Here is a 23,292-nt window from a genome sequence, read left to right on the forward strand (position 1 = left end):
GTTAACAAACTGATCCCTAAATGAGCACTCGAAGGCGGTGATGCTGAAACGCTCATCATCTTCATACCTCCCTGTTGGACTATGGCCGAGCTTAGTGCTCGGCCTTTTTTTTGGTTTCACGGGTTGTCAGGGCGGTGAAACTGCTGGGAAATCTGGCGGCTTGTGCCTATGATCCCGAAAAACAACTAAATTTTTCGCGATCGAGGACAAATCAATGTTCCACCCCCTACGCCTTTTGGCGGCGCTTTTGTCATTTGTGCTGATGACCGCGCCATTGCATGCGCAAATCGCCACAACGTCGTCATCGGACGCACCTGCCACAGTGACCATCCCCGAGGACCTGACCCCGGAACAGGTAGATGGTCTGGTGGCCCGCATGTCGGACGATCAGGTCAGGTCGATCCTATTGGAGCGTCTGGATGCCGTTGCCGCAAAAAACGCGGCTGAGGCGGAGGAGGTTGACGATCCGATCACGGAACTCAACGAAATCTGGACCGAAATGGTGACGTCGTGGACGCAGGTCATCATGACCGTCCCGAACATCTTCCATGCCCAGGTCGAGGCGGTTTCGAATTTCACGGGAACTTTTGGCGCCAGCGGGGCGCTTACACTTATGGGGTTGGTCCTGAGTGTTCTGGTCGTGGGCTTCATCGCGGAAAAGCTGTTTGAGCTGCTGACGCGTCGTTGGCATGTTCAGGCTGAGGTTGAAGAAGAAGGCGACCTGTGGGGCGCTGTCCGCTACCTGTTTGGTCGTTTCTGCCGCGAAATCGCCGGGCTTGTGGTGTTCTATGTGGTGATCCGCGCGGTCGGTCGCGGCCTTTTGTCTGCAGAACAAATCACCTATGCCGCGCCTTTCGTATTCTATCTGATCTGGGTTCCGCGACTGGGTGCAGCCGCCTCGCGTTTCATTCTCGCACCCAAAAAACCGCATTACCGTTTGGTCAATATTGACGATCACTGGGCGAAATACCTGCATCGTAACCTGATTGGCCTGCTGATCTTGATCGGCTTCACGCTGTTCCTGTTGCACTTCAACCGGCTGAATGGGATCACCAGCGGCGAGACCCGTATTGGCTTCTGGCTGAACGCGGGGATTCACATCTATATCGGCGTCATCGCGTGGAAAGCGCGTGAGGGCCTGTCGCAGATGATGCTGGGCACCGACCCGGACCATACAAAATTCGACGAGGAAGTGGCGCATTACTATCCCTACTTCGCGATCGGTGTCTCGGCTGCGATCTGGCTATTGGTCGAATTTCTGGTGGCTCAGCGCGATCCGTCGTCGCTTGCGCTTCTGGTTCAGGGCGCGCATTTCGCCACGATGTTCTGGCTGCTGATCGCGCCTGCGCTGGATACGTTGATCCGGGGTCTGGTGCGTCACCTGCAACCGCCAATGCTGGGCGAAGGCCCGGTGGCCGAGCAGGCCTACAGATCGACCAAACGCAGCTATATCCGCATTGGTCGCGTTCTGGCCGGTATCCTTGTGATCCTGATGATCGCCAAAGCCTGGAACCTGAACCTGCAGGAAATCGCAGGCGGCGCGCAGGAAGAAGGCAGCCGACTGATCCAGTTCTTCATCATCATCGCGGTCGGCTACATCCTGAACGAGGTCGTCTCGCTGTGGATCAACCGCCGTTTGGCGAAAGAGATGACCGCCGATCAAAGCCCCGATGAAGAGGCTGGCGAAGGCGGTGGTTCGGGCGGGTCGCGTCTGGCGACGGTTCTGCCGCTGCTGCGGGTCACGGCTCAGGTCGCGATTGCGGTGATCTTCCTTCTGCTGGCGCTGGGGGCCTTGGGTCTCGATATCACGCCGCTGCTGGCGGGTGCCGGTATCCTTGGTCTGGCCATCGGTTTCGGCGCGCAAAAACTGGTCTCGGACATTGTGGGCGGGATCTTCTTCCTGATCGACGATGCCTTCCGCGTGGGCGAATATGTCGATGTGGGCGGCACTACCGGCACGGTCGAGAAAATCTCGATCCGGTCGATGCAGCTGCGCCACCATCGCGGGCCGGTCCACACCATTCCTTATGGTGAGATTCAAAAGCTGACCAATTACAGCCGCGACTGGGTCATCATGAAGCTGAAATTCACCGTGCCTTTCGACACCGACCCCAACAAGGTTAAGAAGATCTTCAAGAAGATCGGTGCCGAGATGATGGAGGACGAGACCCACAAGGATGGCTTCCTGCAGCCCTTCAAGTCGCAGGGTGTATTCGACTTTGACGATGTCGGCATGATCATCCGCGGCAAGTTCATGGCCAAGCCGGGCAAGCAGTTCACGCTGCGCAAGGAAATCTTCAACCGGGTCAAGGCGTCGTTCAAGGAAAACGGTATCGACTTTGCCCGCCGCGAGGTGCGTGTTGCGATCCCGGGTCTGGATGAGGCCGAGAACCTGACGGATGAGCAAAAGGCAGCCGTAGGTGCAGCGGCGGCGGATGCCGCCAACAAGGCGCAAAACCCCGCGTAACGATACGCAACCAGCCCTCATTCTGTTGATGGCTGGCCGCTAAATCGCAAGGAAAGAACACGGAACCGCCCCTACCGTCGGTTCCGTTTTTCTTTGCCATAACCGCCCTGCGCTGACTTGGCCCTTTCCACAGGCCGCCCCTTGCCCTAAAAGGCGCGCAATCTCGGCCCACTTGGACACAGGACAGACGATGCAAGAGCCCGCTATCACACCCGATCTGATTGCCGCACACGGGCTCAAGCCCGAGGAATACGACATGATCCTCGAGATCATCGGGCGTGAACCGACCTTTACCGAATTGGGCATCTTCTCGGCCATGTGGAACGAGCATTGTTCCTACAAGTCGTCCAAGAAATGGCTGCGCACCCTGCCGACCTCTGGCCCTCAGGTAATCTGTGGTCCGGGCGAAAACGCGGGTGTGGTCGATATTGGCGACGGTCAGGCGGTTGTGTTCAAGATGGAAAGCCACAACCACCCCTCGTATATCGAACCCTATCAGGGTGCGGCCACCGGCGTGGGTGGCATCCTGCGCGACGTCTTTACCATGGGCGCGCGTCCCATCGCCTCGATGAACGCGCTGTCGTTTGGTGAGCCCGGCCACCACAAGACCCGCCAGTTGGTGAACGGCGTGGTCGAAGGCATCGGCGGCTATGGCAACTGCTTCGGCGTTCCTTGCGTCGGCGGCGAGGTGCGGTTCCACCCCGCCTATAACGGCAACTGCCTTGTGAACGCATTTGCCGCCGGTCTGGCCGACAGCGACAAGATTTTCTACTCGGCCGCATCGGGCGTCGGGATGCCGGTCGTCTATCTGGGTGCAAAAACAGGTCGTGACGGCGTCGGCGGCGCGACCATGGCCTCGGCCGAATTCGACGACACCATCGAAGAAAAGCGCCCCACCGTTCAGGTCGGCGACCCTTTCACCGAAAAACGCCTGATGGAGGCGACGCTGGAGCTGATGCAGACCGGTGCCGTGATCTCGATCCAGGATATGGGCGCGGCGGGTCTGACCTGTTCTGCCGTGGAAATGGGCGACAAGGGCGGTCTGGGCGTGCGTCTGGATCTGGAAAACGTCCCCCAGCGCGAAGAGAACATGACGGCCTACGAGATGATGCTGTCGGAATCTCAGGAACGGATGCTGATGGTGCTGAAGCCCGAGCTTGAGGCCGAGGCCCGCGCCGTGTTCGAGAAATGGGATCTGGATTTTGCCATCGTTGGCGAAACCATCGCCGAAGACCGCTTTCTGATCATGCATAATGGTGAAGTCAAAGCAGATCTGGTCCTGTCGAAACTCTCCTCGACCGCGCCGGAATACGACCGCCCATGGGTGCCGACCCCCGAGGCCGCACCTTTGGAAGACGTGCCCCAGATCGATCCCATCGACGGTCTGCGCGCCCTGCTCGCCTCGCCCAACTACGCGGGCAAGCAATGGGTTTATGAGCAATACGACACGATGGTCATGGCCGACAGCACCCGCACGCCGGGACTGGGCGCAGGCATGGTCCGCGTGCACGGCACCGACAAGGTGCTGGCCTTCACCAGCGACGTGACGCCGCGCTACGTGCGCGCCAACCCGGTCGAAGGCGGCAAACAGGCGGTGGCCGAAGCCTATCGCAACCTGACCGCCGTCGGGGCCAAACCGCTGGCCACCACCGACAACCTGAACTTCGGCAACCCCGAAAAGCCCGAAATCATGGGCCAGTTCGTTGGTGCCATTCAGGGCATCGGCGCCGCCGTTGGCGCGCTGGACATGCCCATCGTGTCGGGCAATGTCTCGCTTTATAACGAGACCGACGGTCAGGCGATCCTGCCCACCCCGACCATCGGTGCCGTGGGTCTGCTGAACCATTCCGATGAAATCATCGGCAATGAGGTTCGCGAGGGCCATGTTGCCCTGATCATCGGCGAGACCAATGGCCATCTCGGCCAATCCGCCCTGCTGGCCGAAGTGTTCAACCGTGAAGACGGCGACGCCCCGCATGTGGATCTGGACGCGGAAAAGCGCAACGGGGATTTCATCCGCGCCAACCGCGAGATGATCAAGGCCTGCACCGATCTGGGCGATGGCGGCCTTGCGCTGGCCGCGTTCGAACTGGCCGAGGCCGCTGGCGTGGGCGTCCAACTCGACGAGGCCCCGACCGAGTTCCTGTTCGGCGAGGATCAGGCCCGCTATCTGGTCGCCTGCAACTTCGATCAGGCCGAGGCGCTGATGATCGCCGCCGGTCAGGCCGGTGTACCGCTGGTCTCGGTCGGTCGTTTCACCGGCGACAGCGTCAAGATCGGCGCGTCCGAGGCATCGCTGGCGGATTTGCAAGACACGTTCCGCACCAGCTTTGCGGCGGCTGTTGCCTGACCTACAGGCTTCTTCTCGTCCCAAATACGGACATCCTGCGCGCACAACCGGGCGCAGGATTTGCCGGTTTTGTCCGCGCGTGCCATCTTGCACGCCCCGCCCCATCGCTCTACATCTTGGGAAAGACTTTCAGGAGTAAACCTACATGCCGATGAGCGCCCACGAAATTGAAACCCTGCTGCGCGAGAGCTTTCCCAACGCGGAAATTCAGGTTGGCGGCAGCGATGGCGTGCATATGTCCGCCATGGTCGTGGACGAAAGCTTTCGCGGCAAAAACCGCGTTCAGCAGCAACGCGCCGTTTACGCGGCCTTGAAAGGCAAGATGGACGGGCCGGACGGAGAATTGCACGCGCTGGCGTTGACCACGAAAGTCCCAGAATAGCTCTTGGTTTTCCGCAGAAAACAGAGATCCCAATGCATTCCCTAAAGGGAAGACCACAAGGAAACGCGAAATGACCGATGTGAAAACCCAGATCGATGAGACCGTCAAAGCAAATGACGTGGTTCTGTATATGAAAGGCACCAAAGAGATGCCGCAATGTGGCTTCTCATCCCGTGTGGCTGGCGTGCTGAACTATATGGGCGTCGATTATGCGGACGTGAACGTTCTGGCCGATGACGCGGTGCGTCAGGGCATCAAGGATTACTCGGACTGGCCGACCGTGCCGCAGCTATATGTCAAAGGTGAGTTTGTCGGCGGCTGCGACATCATCACCGAGATGACCCTGTCGGGCGAACTGGACACGCTGTTTGACGAAAACGGCGTCGGCTACAACAAGGAAGCCGCAGACAAAATACGCGAAGCAAACGCGTGATCCAGCCTTAGCGGCTGGAGCAATTCTGATAGATCACCTGCTCGCTGGCGGCATCGCTTGCCGCCAGATAGCTGATGGACGCGTCCCACCCTTTCGAGCGCAGAACATAGGTGCCTTCCGTGTCGACGGATTCGTAGCGGATGCCCGAACCGCTTTCGACCTGACGCAACGCAACAAGAGTATTGTCCACAATCGTCGCCGCCGCACCCGTCCCGTCAGCAGCGTTGAAATAGGTGACCGGCAGCGGCAATCCGTTTTCGCAGGTGAAGGTCACGGACAGAATGTCGATCTCGGCCAACGCTGCCGAAGCAGACATCGCGACCAGTGCACCACCGGCCAGAACACGTAGCTTGTTCATTGGGATTTCTTCTCCTCAACGACCGAGGCCAGGGCTTCGGCCCGTGCCGCCAATTCGGCCAGCGTATCGGTCACCGAAGGCGGAACCACCGCAACCTCGACCCGTTCCGGCTCGGGCGCAGGGGCGTTGCGCAGGGTGTTCAGCTCTGTTTCGGCCTCGGCCAGTTTGGCCTCCAGCGCCTTGACCTTATCCTCGGTCGCAGCCGTTTTGTCGGCCAGCATCAGGCCCGCCATCAACAGCATCCGGGATTCCGGCATCCGGCCGATCTGATCCGACAGAACTTGCGCCTCGTCATCCAGCATTTTTGCGGCAGATTGCAGAAACACCTCTTCCCCGTCCTGACAGGACACATCGAACCCGCGCCCGCCGATATGAATGGTAACCTCGGGCATTATTCCACCTCACCTTCCGCAAGTTTTGCCTGGTTCAGCAACGGCTCCAGCCGCGCCAGAACCGCGTGGGCCTCGGCCGCATCGGTCGCCTGCGCCGCGCGCGTCGCCTCCAATTCCGCGATCGTCGCCCGGTTCAGAAGTTCGGCATCTGTCACGCCTTGTTCCGCTGCGGCCCGCAACTCATCAACCGAGCCGCGAAGCTGTTCGTTGGCCTTGCGCATCCGTTGCAGATCATCATCCAGCCGAGACATCGCTGCTCCATGGCTGGCCCGTTCGGCGCGCAGCATCTCAAGCTCGGCGCTCAGGTCGCCAACACGTTCCGTATCGGCAAGTTCCGCCCGCAACCGGCTGTTTTCCGCCTCAATCTGCTTGGCCTGGGCCACAAGCGCCTGAAGCTGTTCCAACTCGGCCTGCAAGGGCGCGGTATTATCAAGCGCCTCAAGCTCGGCCTTTAGCTGTTCATTCTCGGCTTTCAGCGTGTCCAGCTCTTCCGAGTTTTCCAACGCGGCTTTGGCTTCGGCCAATTCCGCACGGGCTGCTTCGACCGATGCCAGCTTTGCAGTCGCCTCGGCCAGTTGTTCGCGCAGTGTCTCGGTTTCGGACCCGTCGCCCGAGGCCCCGCGGGCCTGATCCAATTCGGCGCGCAGCCCGTCGACTTCCTGTTCATGCCGTTCTTTCAGGGACTTCAGCCGTTCCTGTAGCTGAGCGTTCGCGACGCGTTCATCCTCAAGCTCGGCCTTCAACCCTTCATCCGCGTCGCCACTGCCGGGGGCTGCGTCCTGCAAGGCGTCAACGCCCGCGCCAATGCGCTCCATCGCTGCCATAATGCGATGCTGTAATTCCTCGATCTGGCTCATGCCCCTGTCACCTCTTTATCAAGGTTCGTTCTGTTGCAGGGTGACCCGAATCAACGTCATCCCCCACCTGCAAGTAGTTTAGCGGAATGCGGCGGGAAATACCCACTGTTTGGTTTCAACAACTTGGACTACTCTCTTGAAGCGCCTGGTCTTTGTGACACGCGGTTCTGCTTGCACTTTGAGGGGTGGATGCTATTGAGCGCGCAATCTGCTTCAAATCCAAAGGAACAACGCCCGTGGACCTGACTGCGCTGCGCAATGCCAACCCCGAACACTGGGACAAAGCTGCGGCCATCCGCACCCTGACCCTGGACGCCGTCGCCGCCGCCAATTCCGGCCATTCCGGCATGCCGATGGGCATGGCCGATGTTGCGACCGTGCTGTTCGAAAAGCACCTGAAATTCGACGCCTCAAACCCCAGCTGGCCCGACCGTGATCGGTTCATCCTGTCGGCAGGCCATGGTTCGATGCTGGTCTATTCGCTGCTGTATCTTACAGGCCATGCCGACGTCACACTGGACGAGATCAAGAATTTCCGGCAGCTGGGCGCGAAAACCGCCGGTCACCCGGAAAACTTCCTGATCGATGGCGTTGAAACCACCACCGGCCCGCTGGGTCAGGGTATTTCGAACGCGGTTGGCTTTGCCATGGCCGAGGAAATTCAGCGCGCCCATTACGGCAAGAAGGTTGTCGATCACTATACTTACGTGATCGCAGGCGACGGTTGCCTGATGGAGGGTGTCAGCCAAGAGGCGATCACCTTGGCGGGCCGTCACGAACTCAGCAAGCTGATCGTCTTCTGGGATAACAACAACATCACCATCGACGGCACCGTCGACATCGCCGACCGCACCGATCAGGTGCGCCGTTTCGCGGCCTCGGGCTGGCATGTGATCGAGATCGACGGCCACGACCCCAAGGCCATCGATGCTGCCATTGTGGACGCGAAGAAATCCAGCAAGCCGACCATGATCGCATGTGAAAGCCATATCGCGCTGGGTCACGCCGCGCAGGACACGTCGAAAGGCCACGGCGCGCTGACCGATCAGGATCAGTTGAAAGCCGCCAAAGACGGCTATGGCTGGCCGCATGATGCGTTCGAAATCCCCGCGAATGTCAAATCCGCCTGGGAGGCCATCGGCTCGCGCGGTGCTGCTGAACGTGCCGCATGGGAAGAACGTTTTGCGCAACTGTCCGAGCGCAAGCAGGCCGAATTCAACCGTGCCTATGCATTTGAGGCCCCCAAGAAACTGGCCAGTGCAATCCGTGCGTTCAAAAAGCAGATATCGGAAGATCAGCCCAAACTGGCCACACGCGCCTCGTCTGAAAAGGTTCTGAACGTCGTGAACCCGATCATGACCGAGACCGTGGGCGGTTCGGCCGACCTGACCGGTTCGAACAACACCAAATCAGCCGATATGGGTGTGTTCCTGCCGGAAAACCGTAAGGGTCGTTACATCCATTACGGTATCCGTGAACACGGTATGGCCGCCGCGATGAACGGCATGGCGCTGCATGGCGGCATCCGCCCCTATGGCGGTACGTTCATGGCGTTCACCGACTATGCCCGCCCCTCGATGCGTCTGGCGGCACTGATGAAGATCCCGTCGGTTTTTGTGATGACCCATGACTCGATCGGTCTGGGCGAAGACGGCCCGACCCACCAGCCGGTCGAGCATCTGGCAATCTCGCGCGCGACGCCGAACACCTATGTGTTCCGCCCCGCTGATACGGTGGAAACGGCTGAGGCATGGGAACTGGCGCTGACCTTCAAGGACAGCCCCTCGGTCCTGTCACTGACCCGTCAGGGTGTACCGACCGTGCGCAAGGATCACAAGACCAAGAACCTGACGGCGCAAGGCGCTTATGTTCTGGCCGAGGCCGAGGGCAAACGTCAAGCGATCCTGATCGCCACCGGGTCCGAGGTGTCGCTGGCGATGGAAGCCAAAGCGATGCTCGAAGCCCAAGGGATTGGCACCCGCGTCGTCTCGATGCCCTGCATGGAGTTGTTCGCGCAGCAGGACGAAGCCTATCGCAAGCGCGTTCTGCCCGCCGGTGCCGTGCGCGTCGGGATCGAGGCCGCCGTTCGCGCCGGTGGCTGGGATCGCTGGCTGCTGGGCGAGCGTGGCCGCGAAGCCAAAGCGGGCTTCATCGGCATGTCTAGCTTTGGCGCATCGGCCCCTGCGGGTGAGCTTTACAAGCATTTCGGCATCACCGCCGAAGCGACCGTCGCCAAGGTCAAGGAATTGCTGGGCTAAACCCAAGCGCTCAACCCAAAAGCCCCGGCCAGCTCCGGGGCTTTTTTGTCAGACGAAGATGATAACCGACTGCATCCCGTCCACGATCAGATCGCCGTCGGTATTCCACACCCGCATGACCTGCGAGCTATAACCGTCGCGCCCTGCCGTTAGTTGATGTTCCAGCAGCCACCAGCCATCGCGAGTGTGAACATCCTCGGACAACACGTTGAAAATCCAGTTCATTGATGAATTCGGGCCGGGTTTCTTCAAGGTCGGATAGATCGCAGGCGGTGGCAGATCCGCGACCGAGATCAGCCCTTCCATCCGATCCCACATTCGCCGGTCACGGTGCCGCGCCCATAAACGCAAGTACCCGTGTTCCGCACCCGAAAACGGCAAAGAGCCTTCCACCCGGTTGACGTCGAAATTCTCAAGGAACGGAATTGGCGGGCGCGGCAAGCCCAGCGGGAAATAGGGATCGCAGGCTTCGGGGTCCGGGGCGGGTTTTGCGGGGTGGTCAAAAGCGACATGGCTGTCCTGCGCATGACCGAACGAGAACGTGGCGGTTGCCGCCACCTGCCCTTCAATCTCGGCGCGGGCGCTGATGATTGTCACATTGCGGCCCTGGCGCAAAACCTCGGTACTGATCGTGGGCGCAGCGCCAATCGGGGCTGTGAAATTGATCAGAGCGGATCGCAAAGGCGGCAGGCCCTTGTGCTGTGCGTGGACCGTTGACAGCATCAGGGCCGAGGAAAACCCGCCAAAGGTCGTGCGGCCCTGCATCCAGTTCTGGGGCACAGGGAAACTCAGGCCGTTCTCTTTAGCGACCCGCGCCTCAAGAACATCGATCAAAGACTGATTGGGCATGAGGGTTCCAATTCTTCTGTGTCTCACCCGACTCTAGCCGCCTGACGGCACATCACCATCACAACCCAACGTCACATTCGTATTCTGCTTCAGTGCTTTTCGGCTGATCCGCTGAAAGCGCCCATCATCGGACCGACGACCTTGGTCGCGACCGGGATCAGAACAAAGCCCCAAGCCAGACCGAACACGCCGTCCATAGTCGCCTTGGACACCCACTCAATCACACCGACCCACTGGCCGGATGCCATATGACCAAGCGCATAGGCCCAGTCGTGAATATGATGACCAAGCCAGCCAAAGCCCAGAACCTCCATCCCGTGGATGACAATCGATCCGCCGACCCACAGCATCGCCGCCGTGCCGACGATGGACAGAACTTTCATGACCACCGGCATGGCCTTGACCAGCCCCCGGCCTGTCCCGCGCCCAATCGGCGTTGGCGCGTTCTGCGCCAGAAACAGCCCGACATCGTCCATCTTCACGATCAATGCGACCGAACCGTAAACGGCCACGGTCACGCCGATGCCCACAACCGCCAGAGTCGCCGCCTGCATCCAGATATTCGGGGCCTCAATCGCCGCCAGTGCAATCGTCATGATCTCAGCCGACAGGATAAAGTCGGTCTTGATCGCGCCCTTGACCTTTTGTTCTTCAAGGTGGCCGGGATCGCGCACGCTCATGTCTTCTTCGATGGCGTGGCTGCCATGAGGGAACAGTACGTGAAAGATCTTCTCGGCCCCTTCGAAACATAAGTAAGACCCACCAAGCATCAGTAGCGGAGTGATCAGCCACGGTGCGAAATTCGCCAACAACAGCGCAACCGGTAGCAGCAGGATAAGCTTGTTGAAGAACGACCCGCGTGCAATGCGCCAGATAATCGGCAACTCGCGCGCAGGCGCAAAGCCCTGAACGTATTTCGGGGTCACCGCTGCGTCGTCGATGATCACGCCCGCTGTCTTGGCCCCGGCCTTACCGGCCGCTGCAACCACATCATCGACCGAGGCCGCAGCCACTTTGGCAATCCCCGCCACGTCGTCCAAAAGGGCCAACAGACCGCTCATTGCGCATCCTTTCCTGTCACCTGTCGCACCGCGACCCTACCCGATCTCACAGCTAGCGCAAGCGTTAGCGCAATCGCGTGAGGTTTGCGCTAACACCTTAAAAATATGCTGCTTTTGCCCTTTTGAGATTCCAATTTCGCCGCTATATGGCCTGCAACGCAAGCGCATCTGGAGACATCTCATGACCATTAAGGTCGGCATCAATGGTTTTGGCCGCATTGGCCGCTGTACCCTGTCGCATATCGCCGCCTCTGGCCGCAACGACATCGAAGTGATCAAGGTCAACGCAACCGGCCCGCTGGAGACCTCGGCGCATCTGTTGAAGTATGACAGCATTCATGGCCGTTTCCCGCGCGATGTATCAATTGACGGAAACACCATGGATCTGGGTCGCGGCCCAATGCAGATGTTCTCGACCTACGACATGAACGAGCTGGACTGGGAAGGCTGCGATGTCGTTCTGGAATGCACTGGCAAGTTCAATGACGGCATCAAGGCGAAAACGCACCTTGAGCGTGGTGCCGGCAAGGTTCTGCTGTCCGCACCGGGCAAGAATGTCGACAAGACCATCGTGTTTGGTGTCAACCACAACACCCTGACCGCGAATGACAACATGGTTTCGAACGGCTCGTGCACCACGAACTGCCTTGCCCCGCTTGCCAAGGTTCTGGATGAAGGTGTCGGCATCGAACATGGCATCATGACCACGATCCACGCCTATACCGGCGACCAGCCGACCCTGGACCGCCGCCATAGCGATCTGTATCGCGCCCGCGCTGCCGCGATGTCGATGATTCCAACCTCGACCGGTGCCGCCGCAGCGCTGGGTGAAGTGCTGCCCAACCTCAAGGGTCGTCTGGACGGCTCGGCCATCCGCGTGCCGACACCGAATGTCTCGGCCGTTGATCTGAGCTTCCGCGCCTCGCGCGATGTGACCGTCGAAGAGGTCAACGCCATCGTCGAAGAAGCCGCCAAAGGCCCGATGCAGCGCGTTCTGGGGTACGAGCCCGCGCCGCTGGTCTCGACCGACTTCAACCACACCGAAGAAAGCTCGATCTTCGCACCCGACCAGACCCGTGTTGTCGACAACCGCATGGTCCGCGTGCTGGCCTGGTATGACAACGAATGGGGCTTTTCGGTCCGCATGGCAGACGTTGCCGTTGCAATGGGTCGTCTTAACTGACCCTTCGGACTTCGCTTGTAGCTTTGCACCCGCTCAGGTTATCTGGGCGGGTGTTTTCGTTCGGGGACAGAATGACAAATCAACTCGCCATCTGGCTCGGATTGCTTATCCTCGGCGCGATCGTGCTGGACTATGCGCTGTTCGGACCCGAGCATTTGGTGTTCCTCAGCAAGAAGCTTTACGCCTTCCTGGACTGGGTCGCTTTCTGGCGCTGACGGAGGTTTTTCTTGACATTCGCGCCAATCTGGAATTGTTAGCGCTAACCAAGCCCAATTCGGGACTCTCTGACGAATGAAACGGAGCGCGACATGACACTCAAACTGGCAATCAACGGCTTTGGACGGATCGGGCGCGGAGTGCTACGGGCGGTCATGGAATCGGGCCGCACGGATGTGCAGATCGTGGCGATCAACGATCTGGCGAAACCCGAAATGAACGCGCATCTGTTCGAATTTGACAGCGTGCATGGCCGTTACCCCAACACAGTCACCCTAAGCGACGCAGGTCTTGACGTCGGCGCGGGCCCCATTCGTCTGACCAGTGAACGCGATCCCGAAGCGCTGGATTGGTCGGACGTCGATGTCGTGCTGGAATGCACCGGCGTCTTCCGGACGCGTGAAGCCGCTGAGCGTCATCTGAAGAACGGATCGAAGAAAGTGCTGATCTCGGCCCCCGCGCGTGGCGATGGTGGGGTCAAAACCGTGGTCTTCGGTGTCAACGACAGCGAACTGACCGCAGACGACATCATCGTCTCGAACGCGTCCTGCACCACCAACTGCTTGTCACCTGTTGCCGCGGCGCTGGATGCGGGGCTTGGCATTGTGCATGGTAACATGACCACCGTTCACGCCTATACGGCCAGCCAGCCGGTGCATGATACGGCGGGCAAAGACCCTTACCTGTCGCGCGCTGCCGCCTTGTCGATGATCCCGACAACCACCGGCGCGGCTGCTGCGGTCGGGCTTGTGCTGCCGCAACTTGCCGGAAAGCTGACCGGTCAGGCGATCCGGGTTCCTACCCCCAACGTCTCGGTTGTCGATCTGGTGGCTGAGGTATCGCGCCCGACGACCGAGGATGAGGTCAACGCGCTGTTCGTCGATGCTGCTGCGAAAATTCCCGGCGTACTGGCTGCGGAAAACCGGCCCTTGATCTCGGTCGATTTCAATCATGATTCCCACAGCTCGACCGTGTCGCTGGCCGAAACCAAGGTCACCGACGGCACCCTTGTGCGGGTGCTGGCGTGGTATGACAATGAATGGGGTTTCTCGAACCGGATGCTGGACACAGCCGCCGCGATGGGTGCCCTAGCCTAAGCGGTCGCGCAAGGCCGCGTGGACGCTGGGTGTGACGAATTTCGACACATCCCCGTTTAGCCGCGCGATTTCTTTGACCAGTTTCGAGGCGATGGCCTGGTGCCGCGCCTCGGCCATCAGAAACACGGTCTCGATTGAATCGTCGAGGGCACGGTTCATGCCGACCATCTGGAATTCATACTCAAAGTCGGCCACAGCCCGCAGACCGCGCACGATGATCTGGGCGCCCACATCGCGGGCGCAATCGATCAGCAGATTTTCAAAGGGGTGAGCAACGATCTCGGTGCCGGTCTGTTCGGTCAGATGCGCGCATTCCGCCTCGATCATGGCGACACGTTCTTCCAGTGAGAACAACGGCCCCTTGTCGCGGTTGATCGCAACGCCGATCACCAGCTTGTCCACCAGCGCAGAGGCCCGACGGATGATATCAATATGACCCAGGGTAATCGGGTCAAAGGTTCCCGGATACAATCCAACCCGCATCAGGATCTCCTGCGCAACATTATTTCTGCGCTAGCAAACATAACTTTGACGCAGGTGCAAGGGGTGGAAACGCCCCTGACCAAGTCAATGGCCCATGATCATGCCTTGAAGGGCGTCCTTTTCCATCGCCAGTTCCGCCAGTTGCGCCTTGACGACATCGCCAAGGGTAACAATGCCGACAAGCTTGCCCTCTTCAACGACCGGCATATGGCGAAAGCGCCCTTCGGTCATGCGTGACATGATGTCCTGAACCGTCGCCTGCCGTGTGGTCGTGACCAGATCTTCGGTCATGTAGGAGCTCACCGGCTGATTCAGGCACCCGCTGCCGCTGGCAGCCAGTTCGCGGACGATATCGCGTTCGGACAGGATGCCCACCGCCGTCTGCCCGCCGTCTTCGGATACAACAACGGTCCCGATCCGTTTCTCCGCCAGGATTTTTGACGCCTCAGAGACCGTCGCTGAAGGTTGAACCGTGACCACGCCTTCTGCGGCCTTGGACTTCAGAATGGCCTGAACGAGCATTAAGAACACCTCCGGAATAATAAACTTATTCCAAAGCGTTGCGCGATTAGGACAACCTGTCAAGCTTCGGCGGCGGCTTCCAGCCGCGTCACTTCTTCACGGATGCCCTGCGTCAGCGCCTCGGCAAAGCGGTTCAGGCGTTCATTGCGCTGATCGCCCTGATGCCGGACCAGATAGAAACTGCGGGTCAAATGTACTTGGTCCGTCAGGATTTTCCTCAGGTTCGGATGGAACGGCAGGGTGAAATCATGCGCGACACAGACCCCGGTGCCCAAGGACACCTGCCGCAGCTGGACCGAGACCGAATTCGATGCAAGCGCGACACGGTCAACGCCGATGTCATTCAGATAATCCAGTTCCCGGTCAAAAATCATGTCCGGGATATACCCGATCAGACGGTGCCCTTTCAGATCGCCAACCTTGCGGATCGGATCATGGCGATCCAGATAATCCTGCGCGGCGACCATGTGCAGCCGATAGTCGCTGATTTTCTTGACCAGCAACTTTCCCGCCGTCGGAGCACTTACGGTAACGGCCATATCGGCCTCGCGCCGGGACAGGTTGATAATCCGGGGCAAGGCGAGGATCTGAATGTCCAGATCCGGGTTGGCATCGCTGATCTTGGCGCAGACTTGCGGCAACAGATAGTTGGCCGACCCATCCGGCGCCCCGATCCGGATCTGACCGCTAAGCGATTTGGTCGAGCCAACCACCGCACCGGCGGCGGCACGCATCGCCTCTTCGGCTTGCAGACCGTGATCCAGCAAGCGTTGACCTGCCCGCGTCAGAATGTAGCCTTGCTGCGATTTGGTAAATAACGGCGCGTCCAGAGTGGCCTCGAGCCGGGCAATGCGCCGACCGACCGTGGCCGGATCGATTTTCAGGATACGACCCGCTGAAGACAGGCTTTCCTCGCGCGCGACGGCCAGGAAAACCCTCATATCGTCCCAATTTGGGTCCATGCTTTGCCTTCCGTGCTTTTTCCAGCGCGTATTTTTCGAACATTTCCTCTGTTCGGGTGATTTTTGCAAGCCTATCCTGCGCCCAAACGTTCGGAGGAGATATCAATGCAAGACCTGACCCATTACCTGAATGGCGCGCAAGTGGCCGGCACGTCAGGCCGGTTTGACGACGTCTTCAACCCTGCAACGGGCGAAGTACAATACAAATGCCCGATGGCCAGCGCCGCTGAAACGACGGCCGCCATTGAACAGGCCGCGATTGCGCAACCCGCATGGGGCGCGACCAACCCGCAAAAGCGGGCGCGCGTGATGATGGCGATGGTGCACCTGATGAACCGCGACATGGACAAGCTGGCCGAGGCGCTCAGCCGCGAGCACGGCAAGACCATCCCCGACGCAAAGGGGGACCTGCAGCGTGGACTGGAAGTGATCGAATACTGCATCGGCGCGCCGCAAATGCTGAAAGGCGAGTTCACCGACAGTGCAGGCCCCGGCATCGACATGTATTCGATGCGTCAGCCGCTAGGCGTTGTGGGGTCGATCATGCCCTTCAACTTTCCCGCCATGATGCCCTTGTGGCATGTCGGTCCGGCACTAGCCTGTGGGAATGCCGTGGTTCTGAAACCGTCTGAACGTGACCCCTCGGTCCCCTTGATGCTGGCGGAACTGTTCGTCGAGGCCGGTCTGCCGAAAGGCGTCTTTCAGGTCGTCAATGGCGACAAGGAGGCGGTCGACACCATCCTTGATAGCGAGATCATTCAGGGAGTGTCTTTCGTGGGCTCGACCCCGATCGCGCAGTATATCTATTCCCGCGCCACCGCGAACGGGAAACGCGCGCAGTGCTTTGGTGGGGCCAAGAACCATATGATCGTGATGCCCGATGCGGATCTGGATCAGGCTGCCGACGCCTTGGTCGGTGCCGGATTTGGCGCGGCGGGCGAACGGTGCATGGCCGTTTCGGTTGCGGTTCCGGTAGGTCAGGACACCGCCGACGCGCTGATCGAAAAGCTGGTGCCGCGCGTCGAAAAGCTGAAGGTCGGCCCCTACACCGCAGGCGATGACGTTGACATGGGTCCGGTCGTGACCGCCGCGTCAAAGGAACGTATTCTGGGCCTGATCAACTCAGGCGTCGAACAGGGCGCAAAGCTGGTCGTGGACAACCGCGATTTCAGCCTTCAGGGGTATGAGGACGGCTTCTTTGTCGGGCCGCACCTGTTCGACCATGTGACACCCGATATGGACATCTACAAACAAGAGATCTTTGGCCCCGTACTGTCGACCGTGCGCGCAGAGTCGTATGAAGAGGCGTTAAAGCTGGCGATGGACCACGAATATGGAAATGGCACCGCGATCTTCACCCGCGACGGGGACACAGCGCGTGACTTTGCCAACCGGGTCAACATCGGCATGATCGGCATCAACGTTCCCATCCCGGTACCGCTGGCCTACCACACCTTTGGCGGCTGGAAGAAATCCATGTTCGGGGACCTGAACCAGCACGGACCGGACAGCTTCAAGTTCTACACGCGCACCAAGACAGTGACGGCTCGCTGGCCGTCGGGCATCAAGGAAGGTGGCGAGTTCAATTTCAAAGCCATGGACTGATCTGAGCCCTAAAACCCTCAAGCCCGGCCCATTTGGCCGGGTTTTTGTGGCAAAGACTCGCCAATGCCCCTGAAAACCTGCGCCTTCACGATAAATTCAGGTTTCACAGGCTGGAAATTCGCATCCCGCACAAATAATTTACTCTCAAATTTTTTGATCGAGCAGTTCAAAAATATCGGAGGCCGTTTTGTCCAATTCCCGCATGACCCGCCGCTCGGCCCTTTTGGGGGTCGCGTCCGTTCTGGCAACGCCCGCGCTTGTACGCGCGCAAAGCACGGATGCCTTCCCGCAGACCGAAGACGCGATCAGCACACAGTTGCCGGTGCGCCGCAATGTATCCTCGTTCTCTCAGCAGAACTGGCAGGATCACTTTGACGAGCTTGGCTCGGGCTGCCTGCTGGCCGACATCACCAGTCGCGCCGTGCATTATTGGGGCCCGGACGGGACCTACAAGCTGTACCCAAGTTCTGTGCCGATGAGCGAAGAACTGACCAAGCGCGGCTACACCAAAGTTGTGCGCAAGGCCGAAAACCCAAGCTGGACACCGACCGCGTCGATGCGGGAACGCGATCCTTCGCTGCCTGTCCGGATGGATGGCGGCGATCCGGGCAACCCGTTGGGCACCCGCGCCATGTATCTGGACTGGCCCGCCTATCTGGTGCACGGCACCCATGACACGCGCAAAATCGGTCGTCAGAGCTCATCCGGTTGCATCGGACTATATAACCAGCATGTGGAAGAGCTGTATCCGCTGGTCCAGATCGGCACGCAGGTGCGTCTCGTCTGATCTGATCATCAGTTACACGAAAGCCCCGGCCATCAGGACCGGGGCTTTTGTTTTCTGCGGTCGTGGTGCTTATTCCGGCAGGATCACCGCGTCGACCACATGGATCACGCCATTGCTGGCCTCGATATCGGCCTGAACAACTTCGGCACCATTGACCTTCACGCCGTTACGCGCATTCACGCTCAGGCGGTCGCCCTGCACGGTCAGAACCTTCGCGCGCTTGCCAGCGATATCGCCCGACATCACCTTGGCCGGAACCACATGATAGGTCAGAATTTCAACCAGCTGATCCTTGTTCTCGGGCAGCAAGAGGCTTTCGACAGTCCCCTCGGGCAATGCTGCAAACGCCTCATCCGTCGGCGCAAACACGGTGAACGGGCCATTGCCCTTCAGCGTATCGACCAGACCAGCCGCCTGAACGGCTGCGACCAGGGTGGTGAACGATCCGGCAGATACTGCGGTATCGACAATGTCAGCAGCCTGGGCCTTGAGCGGCATGGCAAATGCGAGTGCGGCGGCAGCGCCCATAAACGTGCGACGAAACATGGCTGTCTTCTCCTCTCCAGCTTGTTATGGAAAGGGGTACGGGCCTTTTGTCACACCGGATCACTTTGAGATCACTGTTCCTTGATCTGAACCCAGATACTCTGGGCGCGACCCTCTTTCAAAAAGGGCAAGGCTTCGACGGCATCCGGGCGCTCCTGTTGCAGGTAGTACCCCGGCCAAAGCATTGAAAACGAACCAGATTGCAGCAATGCGTGCAGCAGGTACTGCTCACCCCAGCCGGGGCAGTCATAGAAGAACCGCTTGGGATATTCATAGGGTAAAAAAACATCATGCACGTGGATGACAACACCCGGTTTCAGGCTGGGAATGATGCGGCAGAACAGGTGCGCGACATCGTTCGACATCCGAACAACATGGCTGGAATCGATGAACAGGACATCTCCGGCCTCCAATTGATCGAACAGCGCGGGGTCCACATCTTCCAGCCGTTTCTGCTCGAATGCATCCACCACATGGGCAATATCCGCCCGGGGATACGGGTCGATGGCCGTGATCTTGGTTTCCAACCCACCATCGATGATCGCCTGACGAGTGACGCGGGTCGAATTTCCGCAGCCGACTTCGATGACCTGTTTTGGCTGAAACCTTCGGATCATCAGGTACAGCGCATCCGCGTCAGGGCTGTCATAGTAGCCATTGCCGATGCGATAACCGGTCTGATTGCGCGCTGGGTCCTTCAACGCGGCCAAGGCGTCACGGTGGTTCGCAAACTCCTGTTTCAGCGGTTCGATATCAAACCCCTCCATCCCCGGTGACAGAGCATATGCCGGTTTGGTCAGCCCCCCTGCCCGCTCGAACGCTTCAAGCCGTGCGCGTTCGTCCTGTTCGGCGGCCTTGTCGATCAGTTTCACCCCCAACTCATCAAGCGCTTCGTTGATCTTCGGGAATTTTCTGAGTTTCACGCGCGTCGCTCCGGTTCGGTGGCTTTCTGCATTTCCATACCTGTCCGGCATGGGCCTTCGCAAGCGGCAGAACGGCAAACCCTTGGCAAAACGCCGATTTCCGTATTCACTGAGGTCGTTAAACAAAGGGAGGTCCGTGTATGCAGCAGGATTTCACGCTGGGCATTGAAGAAGAGTATCTGCTGGTTGACCGCGACAGCCTGCAACTGACCGAAGCCCCCGCCGCCCTGATGGAAGCCTGCCAGGCCGATTTCGAAGGTCAGGTCAGCCCTGAATTCCTGCAATGCCAGATCGAGGTCGGCACGCGCCCTCATACCACGATCAAAGGCGCGCGTGAGGATCTGAAGCGGCTGCGATCTTGTGTGTCGAAACACGCCGCCGCATATAACCTCAGCCCGATTGCGGTATCCTGCCACCCGTTCGCCAATTGGAAGGACCAGCACCACACCCGGAAGGAACGCTACGATGCCCTGCAACACGCCTTGGGTGGTGTTGCGCGACGGATGCTGATCTGCGGAATGCACGTTCATGTGGGGGTCGAGGACCCGGCGCTGCGGGCTGACCTGATGCCCCAGCTCTGCTATTTCCTGCCTCACCTTCTGGCGCTGTCCACGTCCTCGCCCTTTTGGAACGGAGAGGATACGGGCCTGTCCTCCTACCGGCTGACCGTCTTCGACAACCTGCCGCGCACAGGGCTGCCGCCTGACTATAACAGCTGGTCCGAATACGAGCGCACCACCGGCGTTCTGGTCGAGCTGGGCGTGATCGAGGATACCTCAAAAATCTGGTGGGACCTGCGCCCGTCGCACCGGTTCCCGACGCTTGAAACCCGCATCATGGATGTGCAGCCCCGGCTGGAACATACGCTGTCGCTGGCGGCACTGGTGCAGGCCCTGACCCGGATGCTGTGCCGCCTGAAAGCGCGAAATCTGCGGTGGCGACAGTATGATCGGTTCCTGATCAGTGAAAACCGGTGGCGCGCTCAGCGCTATGGTGTTGGGGAAGGGCTGATCGATTTCGGGGATCGCTCGATCAAACCGATGGCCGAGTTGATGGGCGAACTGATGGGCATGCTTGCCGAAGATGCCGAGGCGCTGGGCACCATGACCGAACTCGCCCGGTTGCGGCAGATTGCCGAAAACGGGACCTCAGCCACACGCCAACGGCGCGCGCATGCCGAAGCTGTTGCCAAAGGCGAGGACCCCGGTCAGGCGGTCGTTCGCCATTTGATCGAAGAGTTTCACGCCGATCTGTGACCCTGCGGCGCGTAGTCGCCGCGCCGCCCGCGAACGATTGCTGATCTTGCAAAATTTCTGTAACGATTGCGAAATAAACAAGCGTTCAATTCTTTACCTGCGGGAGGGTACGCCATGGATTTCGGGCTGACCGAGGAACAGACAGCCATCTTCGATATGGCATATGCGTTTGGGCAGGAAAACATCGCCCCATTCGCGCGCCAATGGGAAAGCGACGGCACCATTCCAAAGGACTTGTGGCCCAAGATCGGGGAACTTGGATTCGGCGCGCTATACGTGTCCGAGGATAGCGGCGGTTCGGGTCTGACCCGGTTGGACGCGACACTGGTGTTCGAGGCCTTGTCGATGGCCTGCCCTTCGGTCGCGGCCTTTCTGTCGATCCACAACATGTGCGCCAAGATGCTGGACAGCTTTGCCAGCGACGACCTCAAATCCCAAGTCATGCCAAACGTGCTGAGCCTGAACACAGTGCTCAGCTACTGCCTGACCGAACCGGGCTCAGGCTCGGACGCGGCCGCGCTGAAAACCCGCGCCGAACGCACGAATGAAGGGTACACGCTGAACGGGTCAAAGGCCTTTATTTCCGGCGGAGGATATTCGGACGCCTATGTTTGCATGGTGCGTACCGGTCAGGACGGCCCAAAGGGTATTTCGACCGTCTATGTTGAAGACGGAACACCCGGCCTCAGCTTTGGTGCGTTGGAACAAAAGATGGGCTGGAAAAGCCAACCCACCGCGCAGGTCCAGTTCGACGACTGCAAAATTCCATCCGGCAATCTGGTCGGCGTTGAAGGCGACGGGTTCAAATACGCCATGAAGGGTCTGGATGGCGGGCGTCTGAACATCGCCTCTTGTTCCTTGGGCGCGGCACAGGCCGGGCTGGACATGACCCTGCAATACATGTCCGAACGCAAAGCCTTTGGCCAATCCATCGACCAGTTCCAGGCCCTGCAATTCCGCCTGGCGGATATGGAGATCGAGCTGCAGGCCGCCCGCACTTTTCTGCGCCAAGCGGCCTGGAAACTGGATCAAGGCGCTCCGGATGCGACCAAATTCTGCGCCATGGCCAAGAAATTCGTGACCGAGACCGGATCGAAGGTCGTCGATCAGTGCCTGCAACTGCACGGCGGCTACGGCTATCTGGCCGATTACGGCATCGAAAAGCTTGTGCGTGATCTGCGGGTGCATCAGATATTGGAAGGCACGAACGAGATCATGCGCGTGATCGTCGCGCGCCAGATGATTGCACAAGGCTAAAGGTTACATGTCTGACATCGACATCCGCACAACCGGCCGCGCTGGGCGCATCACCCTGACCCGACCCAAGGCGCTGAATGCGCTGACCTATGATATGTGCATGGCCATCGACACAGCCCTGCGCAACTGGCGCGAGGATGATGCGGTCGATCTGATCATCTTCGACGCCGAAGGCGACAAGGCCTTTTGCGCCGGAGGGGACATTGCCGAACTTTACCAGACCGGGATCCAGGGCGACTTCGCCTATGGTCAGACATTCTGGCGCGACGAATACCGGCTGAACGCCCTGATCTTCGAATACCCCAAACCTGTCATCAGCTTCCTGCAAGGCTTCACCATGGGCGGCGGCGTCGGAATCGGCTGCCACGGCAGCCACCGGGTTGTTGGCGAAACCTCTCAGATCGCGATGCCCGAATGCTCCATCGGGCTGGTTCCCGATGTCGGCGGCACGCTGATGTTGGCGCTGGCTCCCGGTCGATTGGGTGAGTGTCTGGGCACCACCGGGCACCGCATGGGCCCCGCTGATGCGATCCTTGCCGGGTTCGCCGATCATTTCATCCCGCAGGATCAGTGGGCTGATCTGATCGACATGCTGGAGGCGTCCGGCAACGCCGATCTGATTGGCGAACATGCCGCCACGCCGCCCAACGGCGAACTTGCCGGTCTGCAACCCGAAATTGACCGCACCTTCGATGGTGAGACACTCGGCGATATTCTCACCAATCTGCGGAGCAGTGGTTCCGAATTCGCGGTGAAGGCGCTGGCCAAGCTGGAACGGAACGCGCCGCTGTCTGTGGCCTGCACGGTGGAAATGCTGCACCGCCTGCGCGGGGCCTCGCTAACCATGCGTCGGGCGCTGGAAATGGAATACCGTTTCACCTTCCGCGCCATGCAACATGGTGATTTTCTGGAAGGTATCCGGGCGCAGATCATCGACAAAGACCGCAACCCCCGTTGGCAATATGCGGATATGACCGTGCCAGCGGTGGCGGTGTCGAAGATGTTGCAGCCGCTGGGCAAGGACGCCCTGACATTCGAGGAGGAGTAA

23 protein-coding genes are annotated in these 23,292 nt (G+C 59.5%); 13 read left to right on the forward strand and 10 right to left on the reverse strand.

Going from position 1 to position 23,292, the window contains the following annotated elements:
* The first annotated feature begins 214 nt into the window (after nucleotides 1-214).
* The 4 genes from ACR0E6_RS04875 (at nucleotide 215) to grxD (ending at nucleotide 5,632) form a co-directional block, all read left to right on the forward strand.
* A complete protein-coding gene (locus ACR0E6_RS04875; RefSeq protein ID WP_480581325.1) occupies nucleotides 215-2,467 on the forward strand; it encodes a mechanosensitive ion channel family protein in 2,253 nt (750 codons plus the stop codon).
* 190 nt (nucleotides 2,468-2,657) lie between these two features.
* Nucleotides 2,658-4,817: a phosphoribosylformylglycinamidine synthase subunit PurL gene (gene purL, locus ACR0E6_RS04880; protein ID WP_480581328.1), complete on the forward strand. Its 2,160-nt coding sequence runs from the start codon at nucleotides 2,658-2,660 to the stop codon at nucleotides 4,815-4,817.
* 145 nt (nucleotides 4,818-4,962) lie between these two features.
* Nucleotides 4,963-5,199: a BolA/IbaG family iron-sulfur metabolism protein gene (locus tag ACR0E6_RS04885; protein WP_039530494.1), complete on the forward strand. Its 237-nt coding sequence runs from the start codon at nucleotides 4,963-4,965 to the stop codon at nucleotides 5,197-5,199.
* A 70-nt stretch (nucleotides 5,200-5,269) separates the two neighbouring features.
* Entirely contained in the window at nucleotides 5,270-5,632 is a 363-nt protein-coding gene (gene grxD / locus ACR0E6_RS04890) for a Grx4 family monothiol glutaredoxin (RefSeq protein ID WP_170518386.1), read from the forward strand.
* Between the two features lie 7 nt (nucleotides 5,633-5,639).
* Here grxD and ACR0E6_RS04895 read toward each other — a convergent pair whose 3' ends face one another.
* Genes ACR0E6_RS04895 through ACR0E6_RS04905 form a run of 3 tightly spaced genes read right to left on the reverse strand, consistent with a single transcriptional unit; the run spans nucleotide 5,640 to nucleotide 7,239 of the window.
* Entirely contained in the window at nucleotides 5,640-5,990 is a 351-nt protein-coding gene (locus tag ACR0E6_RS04895) for an MliC family protein (protein WP_170734679.1), read from the reverse strand.
* Nucleotides 5,987-6,382, reverse strand: a complete 396-nt coding sequence (locus ACR0E6_RS04900; RefSeq protein ID WP_170518380.1) for a cell division protein ZapA — start codon at nucleotides 6,380-6,382, stop codon at nucleotides 5,987-5,989. Before ACR0E6_RS04900 ends, ACR0E6_RS04895 begins: the two co-directional genes overlap by 4 nt.
* Nucleotides 6,382-7,239, reverse strand: a complete 858-nt coding sequence (locus tag ACR0E6_RS04905; RefSeq protein WP_480581333.1) for a hypothetical protein — start codon at nucleotides 7,237-7,239, stop codon at nucleotides 6,382-6,384. Before ACR0E6_RS04905 ends, ACR0E6_RS04900 begins: the two co-directional genes overlap by 1 nt.
* A gap of 236 nt (nucleotides 7,240-7,475) precedes the next feature.
* Between ACR0E6_RS04905 and tkt the strand changes: the two genes are divergently transcribed.
* Nucleotides 7,476-9,497 (forward strand): transketolase, encoded by a 2,022-nt coding sequence (gene tkt, locus ACR0E6_RS04910; protein ID WP_480581336.1) that lies wholly within the window; start codon nucleotides 7,476-7,478, stop codon nucleotides 9,495-9,497.
* A gap of 48 nt (nucleotides 9,498-9,545) precedes the next feature.
* On the opposite strand, the gene ACR0E6_RS04915 is transcribed toward tkt, so the two are convergent.
* Together ACR0E6_RS04915 and ACR0E6_RS04920 are read right to left on the reverse strand one after the other, a co-directional pair.
* Entirely contained in the window at nucleotides 9,546-10,346 is an 801-nt protein-coding gene (locus ACR0E6_RS04915) for a thioesterase family protein (protein WP_480581339.1), read from the reverse strand.
* Nucleotides 10,347-10,435: 89 nt separating this feature from the next.
* The gene (locus ACR0E6_RS04920) at nucleotides 10,436-11,407 is read right to left on the reverse strand and encodes a DUF808 domain-containing protein (RefSeq protein WP_480581342.1); all 972 of its coding nucleotides are present in this window, start codon (nucleotides 11,405-11,407) and stop codon (nucleotides 10,436-10,438) included.
* Nucleotides 11,408-11,588: 181 nt separating this feature from the next.
* On the opposite strand from ACR0E6_RS04920, the gene gap (ACR0E6_RS04925) reads away from it, so the two are divergent.
* The 3 genes from gap (ACR0E6_RS04925) (at nucleotide 11,589) to gap (ACR0E6_RS04935) (ending at nucleotide 13,903) form a co-directional block, all read left to right on the forward strand.
* Nucleotides 11,589-12,590: a type I glyceraldehyde-3-phosphate dehydrogenase gene (gene gap / locus ACR0E6_RS04925; protein ID WP_170450900.1), complete on the forward strand. Its 1,002-nt coding sequence runs from the start codon at nucleotides 11,589-11,591 to the stop codon at nucleotides 12,588-12,590.
* A gap of 71 nt (nucleotides 12,591-12,661) precedes the next feature.
* Nucleotides 12,662-12,805: a hypothetical protein gene (locus ACR0E6_RS04930; protein WP_170450902.1), complete on the forward strand. Its 144-nt coding sequence runs from the start codon at nucleotides 12,662-12,664 to the stop codon at nucleotides 12,803-12,805.
* 93 nt (nucleotides 12,806-12,898) lie between these two features.
* Entirely contained in the window at nucleotides 12,899-13,903 is a 1,005-nt protein-coding gene (gap, locus tag ACR0E6_RS04935) for a type I glyceraldehyde-3-phosphate dehydrogenase (RefSeq protein WP_170450904.1), read from the forward strand.
* Here the strand turns inward: gap (ACR0E6_RS04935) and coaD are convergent.
* The 3 genes from coaD to ACR0E6_RS04950 form a co-directional block, all read right to left on the reverse strand.
* The gene (coaD, locus tag ACR0E6_RS04940) at nucleotides 13,895-14,386 is read right to left on the reverse strand and encodes a pantetheine-phosphate adenylyltransferase (RefSeq protein ID WP_170450906.1); all 492 of its coding nucleotides are present in this window, start codon (nucleotides 14,384-14,386) and stop codon (nucleotides 13,895-13,897) included. The genes gap (ACR0E6_RS04935) and coaD overlap by 9 nt on opposite strands.
* A gap of 84 nt (nucleotides 14,387-14,470) precedes the next feature.
* Nucleotides 14,471-14,908, reverse strand: coding sequence for a CBS domain-containing protein (locus tag ACR0E6_RS04945; protein WP_170450908.1), 438 nt, complete (start codon nucleotides 14,906-14,908; stop codon nucleotides 14,471-14,473).
* Nucleotides 14,909-14,967: 59 nt separating this feature from the next.
* Nucleotides 14,968-15,870, reverse strand: coding sequence for a LysR family transcriptional regulator (locus ACR0E6_RS04950; protein WP_170621753.1), 903 nt, complete (start codon nucleotides 15,868-15,870; stop codon nucleotides 14,968-14,970).
* Between the two features lie 105 nt (nucleotides 15,871-15,975).
* Here ACR0E6_RS04950 and ACR0E6_RS04955 point away from each other — a divergent pair, with 105 nt between their 5' ends.
* Together ACR0E6_RS04955 and ACR0E6_RS04960 are read left to right on the forward strand one after the other, a co-directional pair.
* The gene (locus ACR0E6_RS04955; protein WP_480581349.1) at nucleotides 15,976-17,475 is read left to right on the forward strand and encodes a CoA-acylating methylmalonate-semialdehyde dehydrogenase; all 1,500 of its coding nucleotides are present in this window, start codon (nucleotides 15,976-15,978) and stop codon (nucleotides 17,473-17,475) included.
* Nucleotides 17,476-17,677: 202 nt separating this feature from the next.
* Nucleotides 17,678-18,262: a L,D-transpeptidase gene (locus ACR0E6_RS04960; RefSeq protein ID WP_170453041.1), complete on the forward strand. Its 585-nt coding sequence runs from the start codon at nucleotides 17,678-17,680 to the stop codon at nucleotides 18,260-18,262.
* 69 nt (nucleotides 18,263-18,331) lie between these two features.
* Here the strand turns inward: ACR0E6_RS04960 and ACR0E6_RS04965 are convergent, their stop codons facing one another.
* Together ACR0E6_RS04965 and ACR0E6_RS04970 are read right to left on the reverse strand one after the other, a co-directional pair.
* Complete coding sequence (locus ACR0E6_RS04965; protein ID WP_170450914.1) at nucleotides 18,332-18,808, reverse strand: fasciclin domain-containing protein; 477 nt, start codon at nucleotides 18,806-18,808, stop codon at nucleotides 18,332-18,334.
* A 71-nt stretch (nucleotides 18,809-18,879) separates the two neighbouring features.
* Nucleotides 18,880-19,731, reverse strand: coding sequence for a class I SAM-dependent methyltransferase (locus tag ACR0E6_RS04970; protein WP_480581351.1), 852 nt, complete (start codon nucleotides 19,729-19,731; stop codon nucleotides 18,880-18,882).
* 140 nt (nucleotides 19,732-19,871) lie between these two features.
* Between ACR0E6_RS04970 and ACR0E6_RS04975 the strand changes: the two genes are divergently transcribed.
* The 3 genes from ACR0E6_RS04975 (at nucleotide 19,872) to ACR0E6_RS04985 (ending at nucleotide 23,292) form a co-directional block, all read left to right on the forward strand.
* Complete coding sequence (locus tag ACR0E6_RS04975; protein WP_170734676.1) at nucleotides 19,872-20,987, forward strand: carboxylate-amine ligase; 1,116 nt, start codon at nucleotides 19,872-19,874, stop codon at nucleotides 20,985-20,987.
* A 114-nt stretch (nucleotides 20,988-21,101) separates the two neighbouring features.
* Nucleotides 21,102-22,244: an acyl-CoA dehydrogenase family protein gene (locus ACR0E6_RS04980; RefSeq protein WP_480581353.1), complete on the forward strand. Its 1,143-nt coding sequence runs from the start codon at nucleotides 21,102-21,104 to the stop codon at nucleotides 22,242-22,244.
* 7 nt (nucleotides 22,245-22,251) lie between these two features.
* Entirely contained in the window at nucleotides 22,252-23,292 is a 1,041-nt protein-coding gene (locus ACR0E6_RS04985) for an enoyl-CoA hydratase/isomerase family protein (protein WP_480581356.1), read from the forward strand.

It is taken from the genome of Ruegeria sp. AP12 (genome assembly GCF_056540025.1).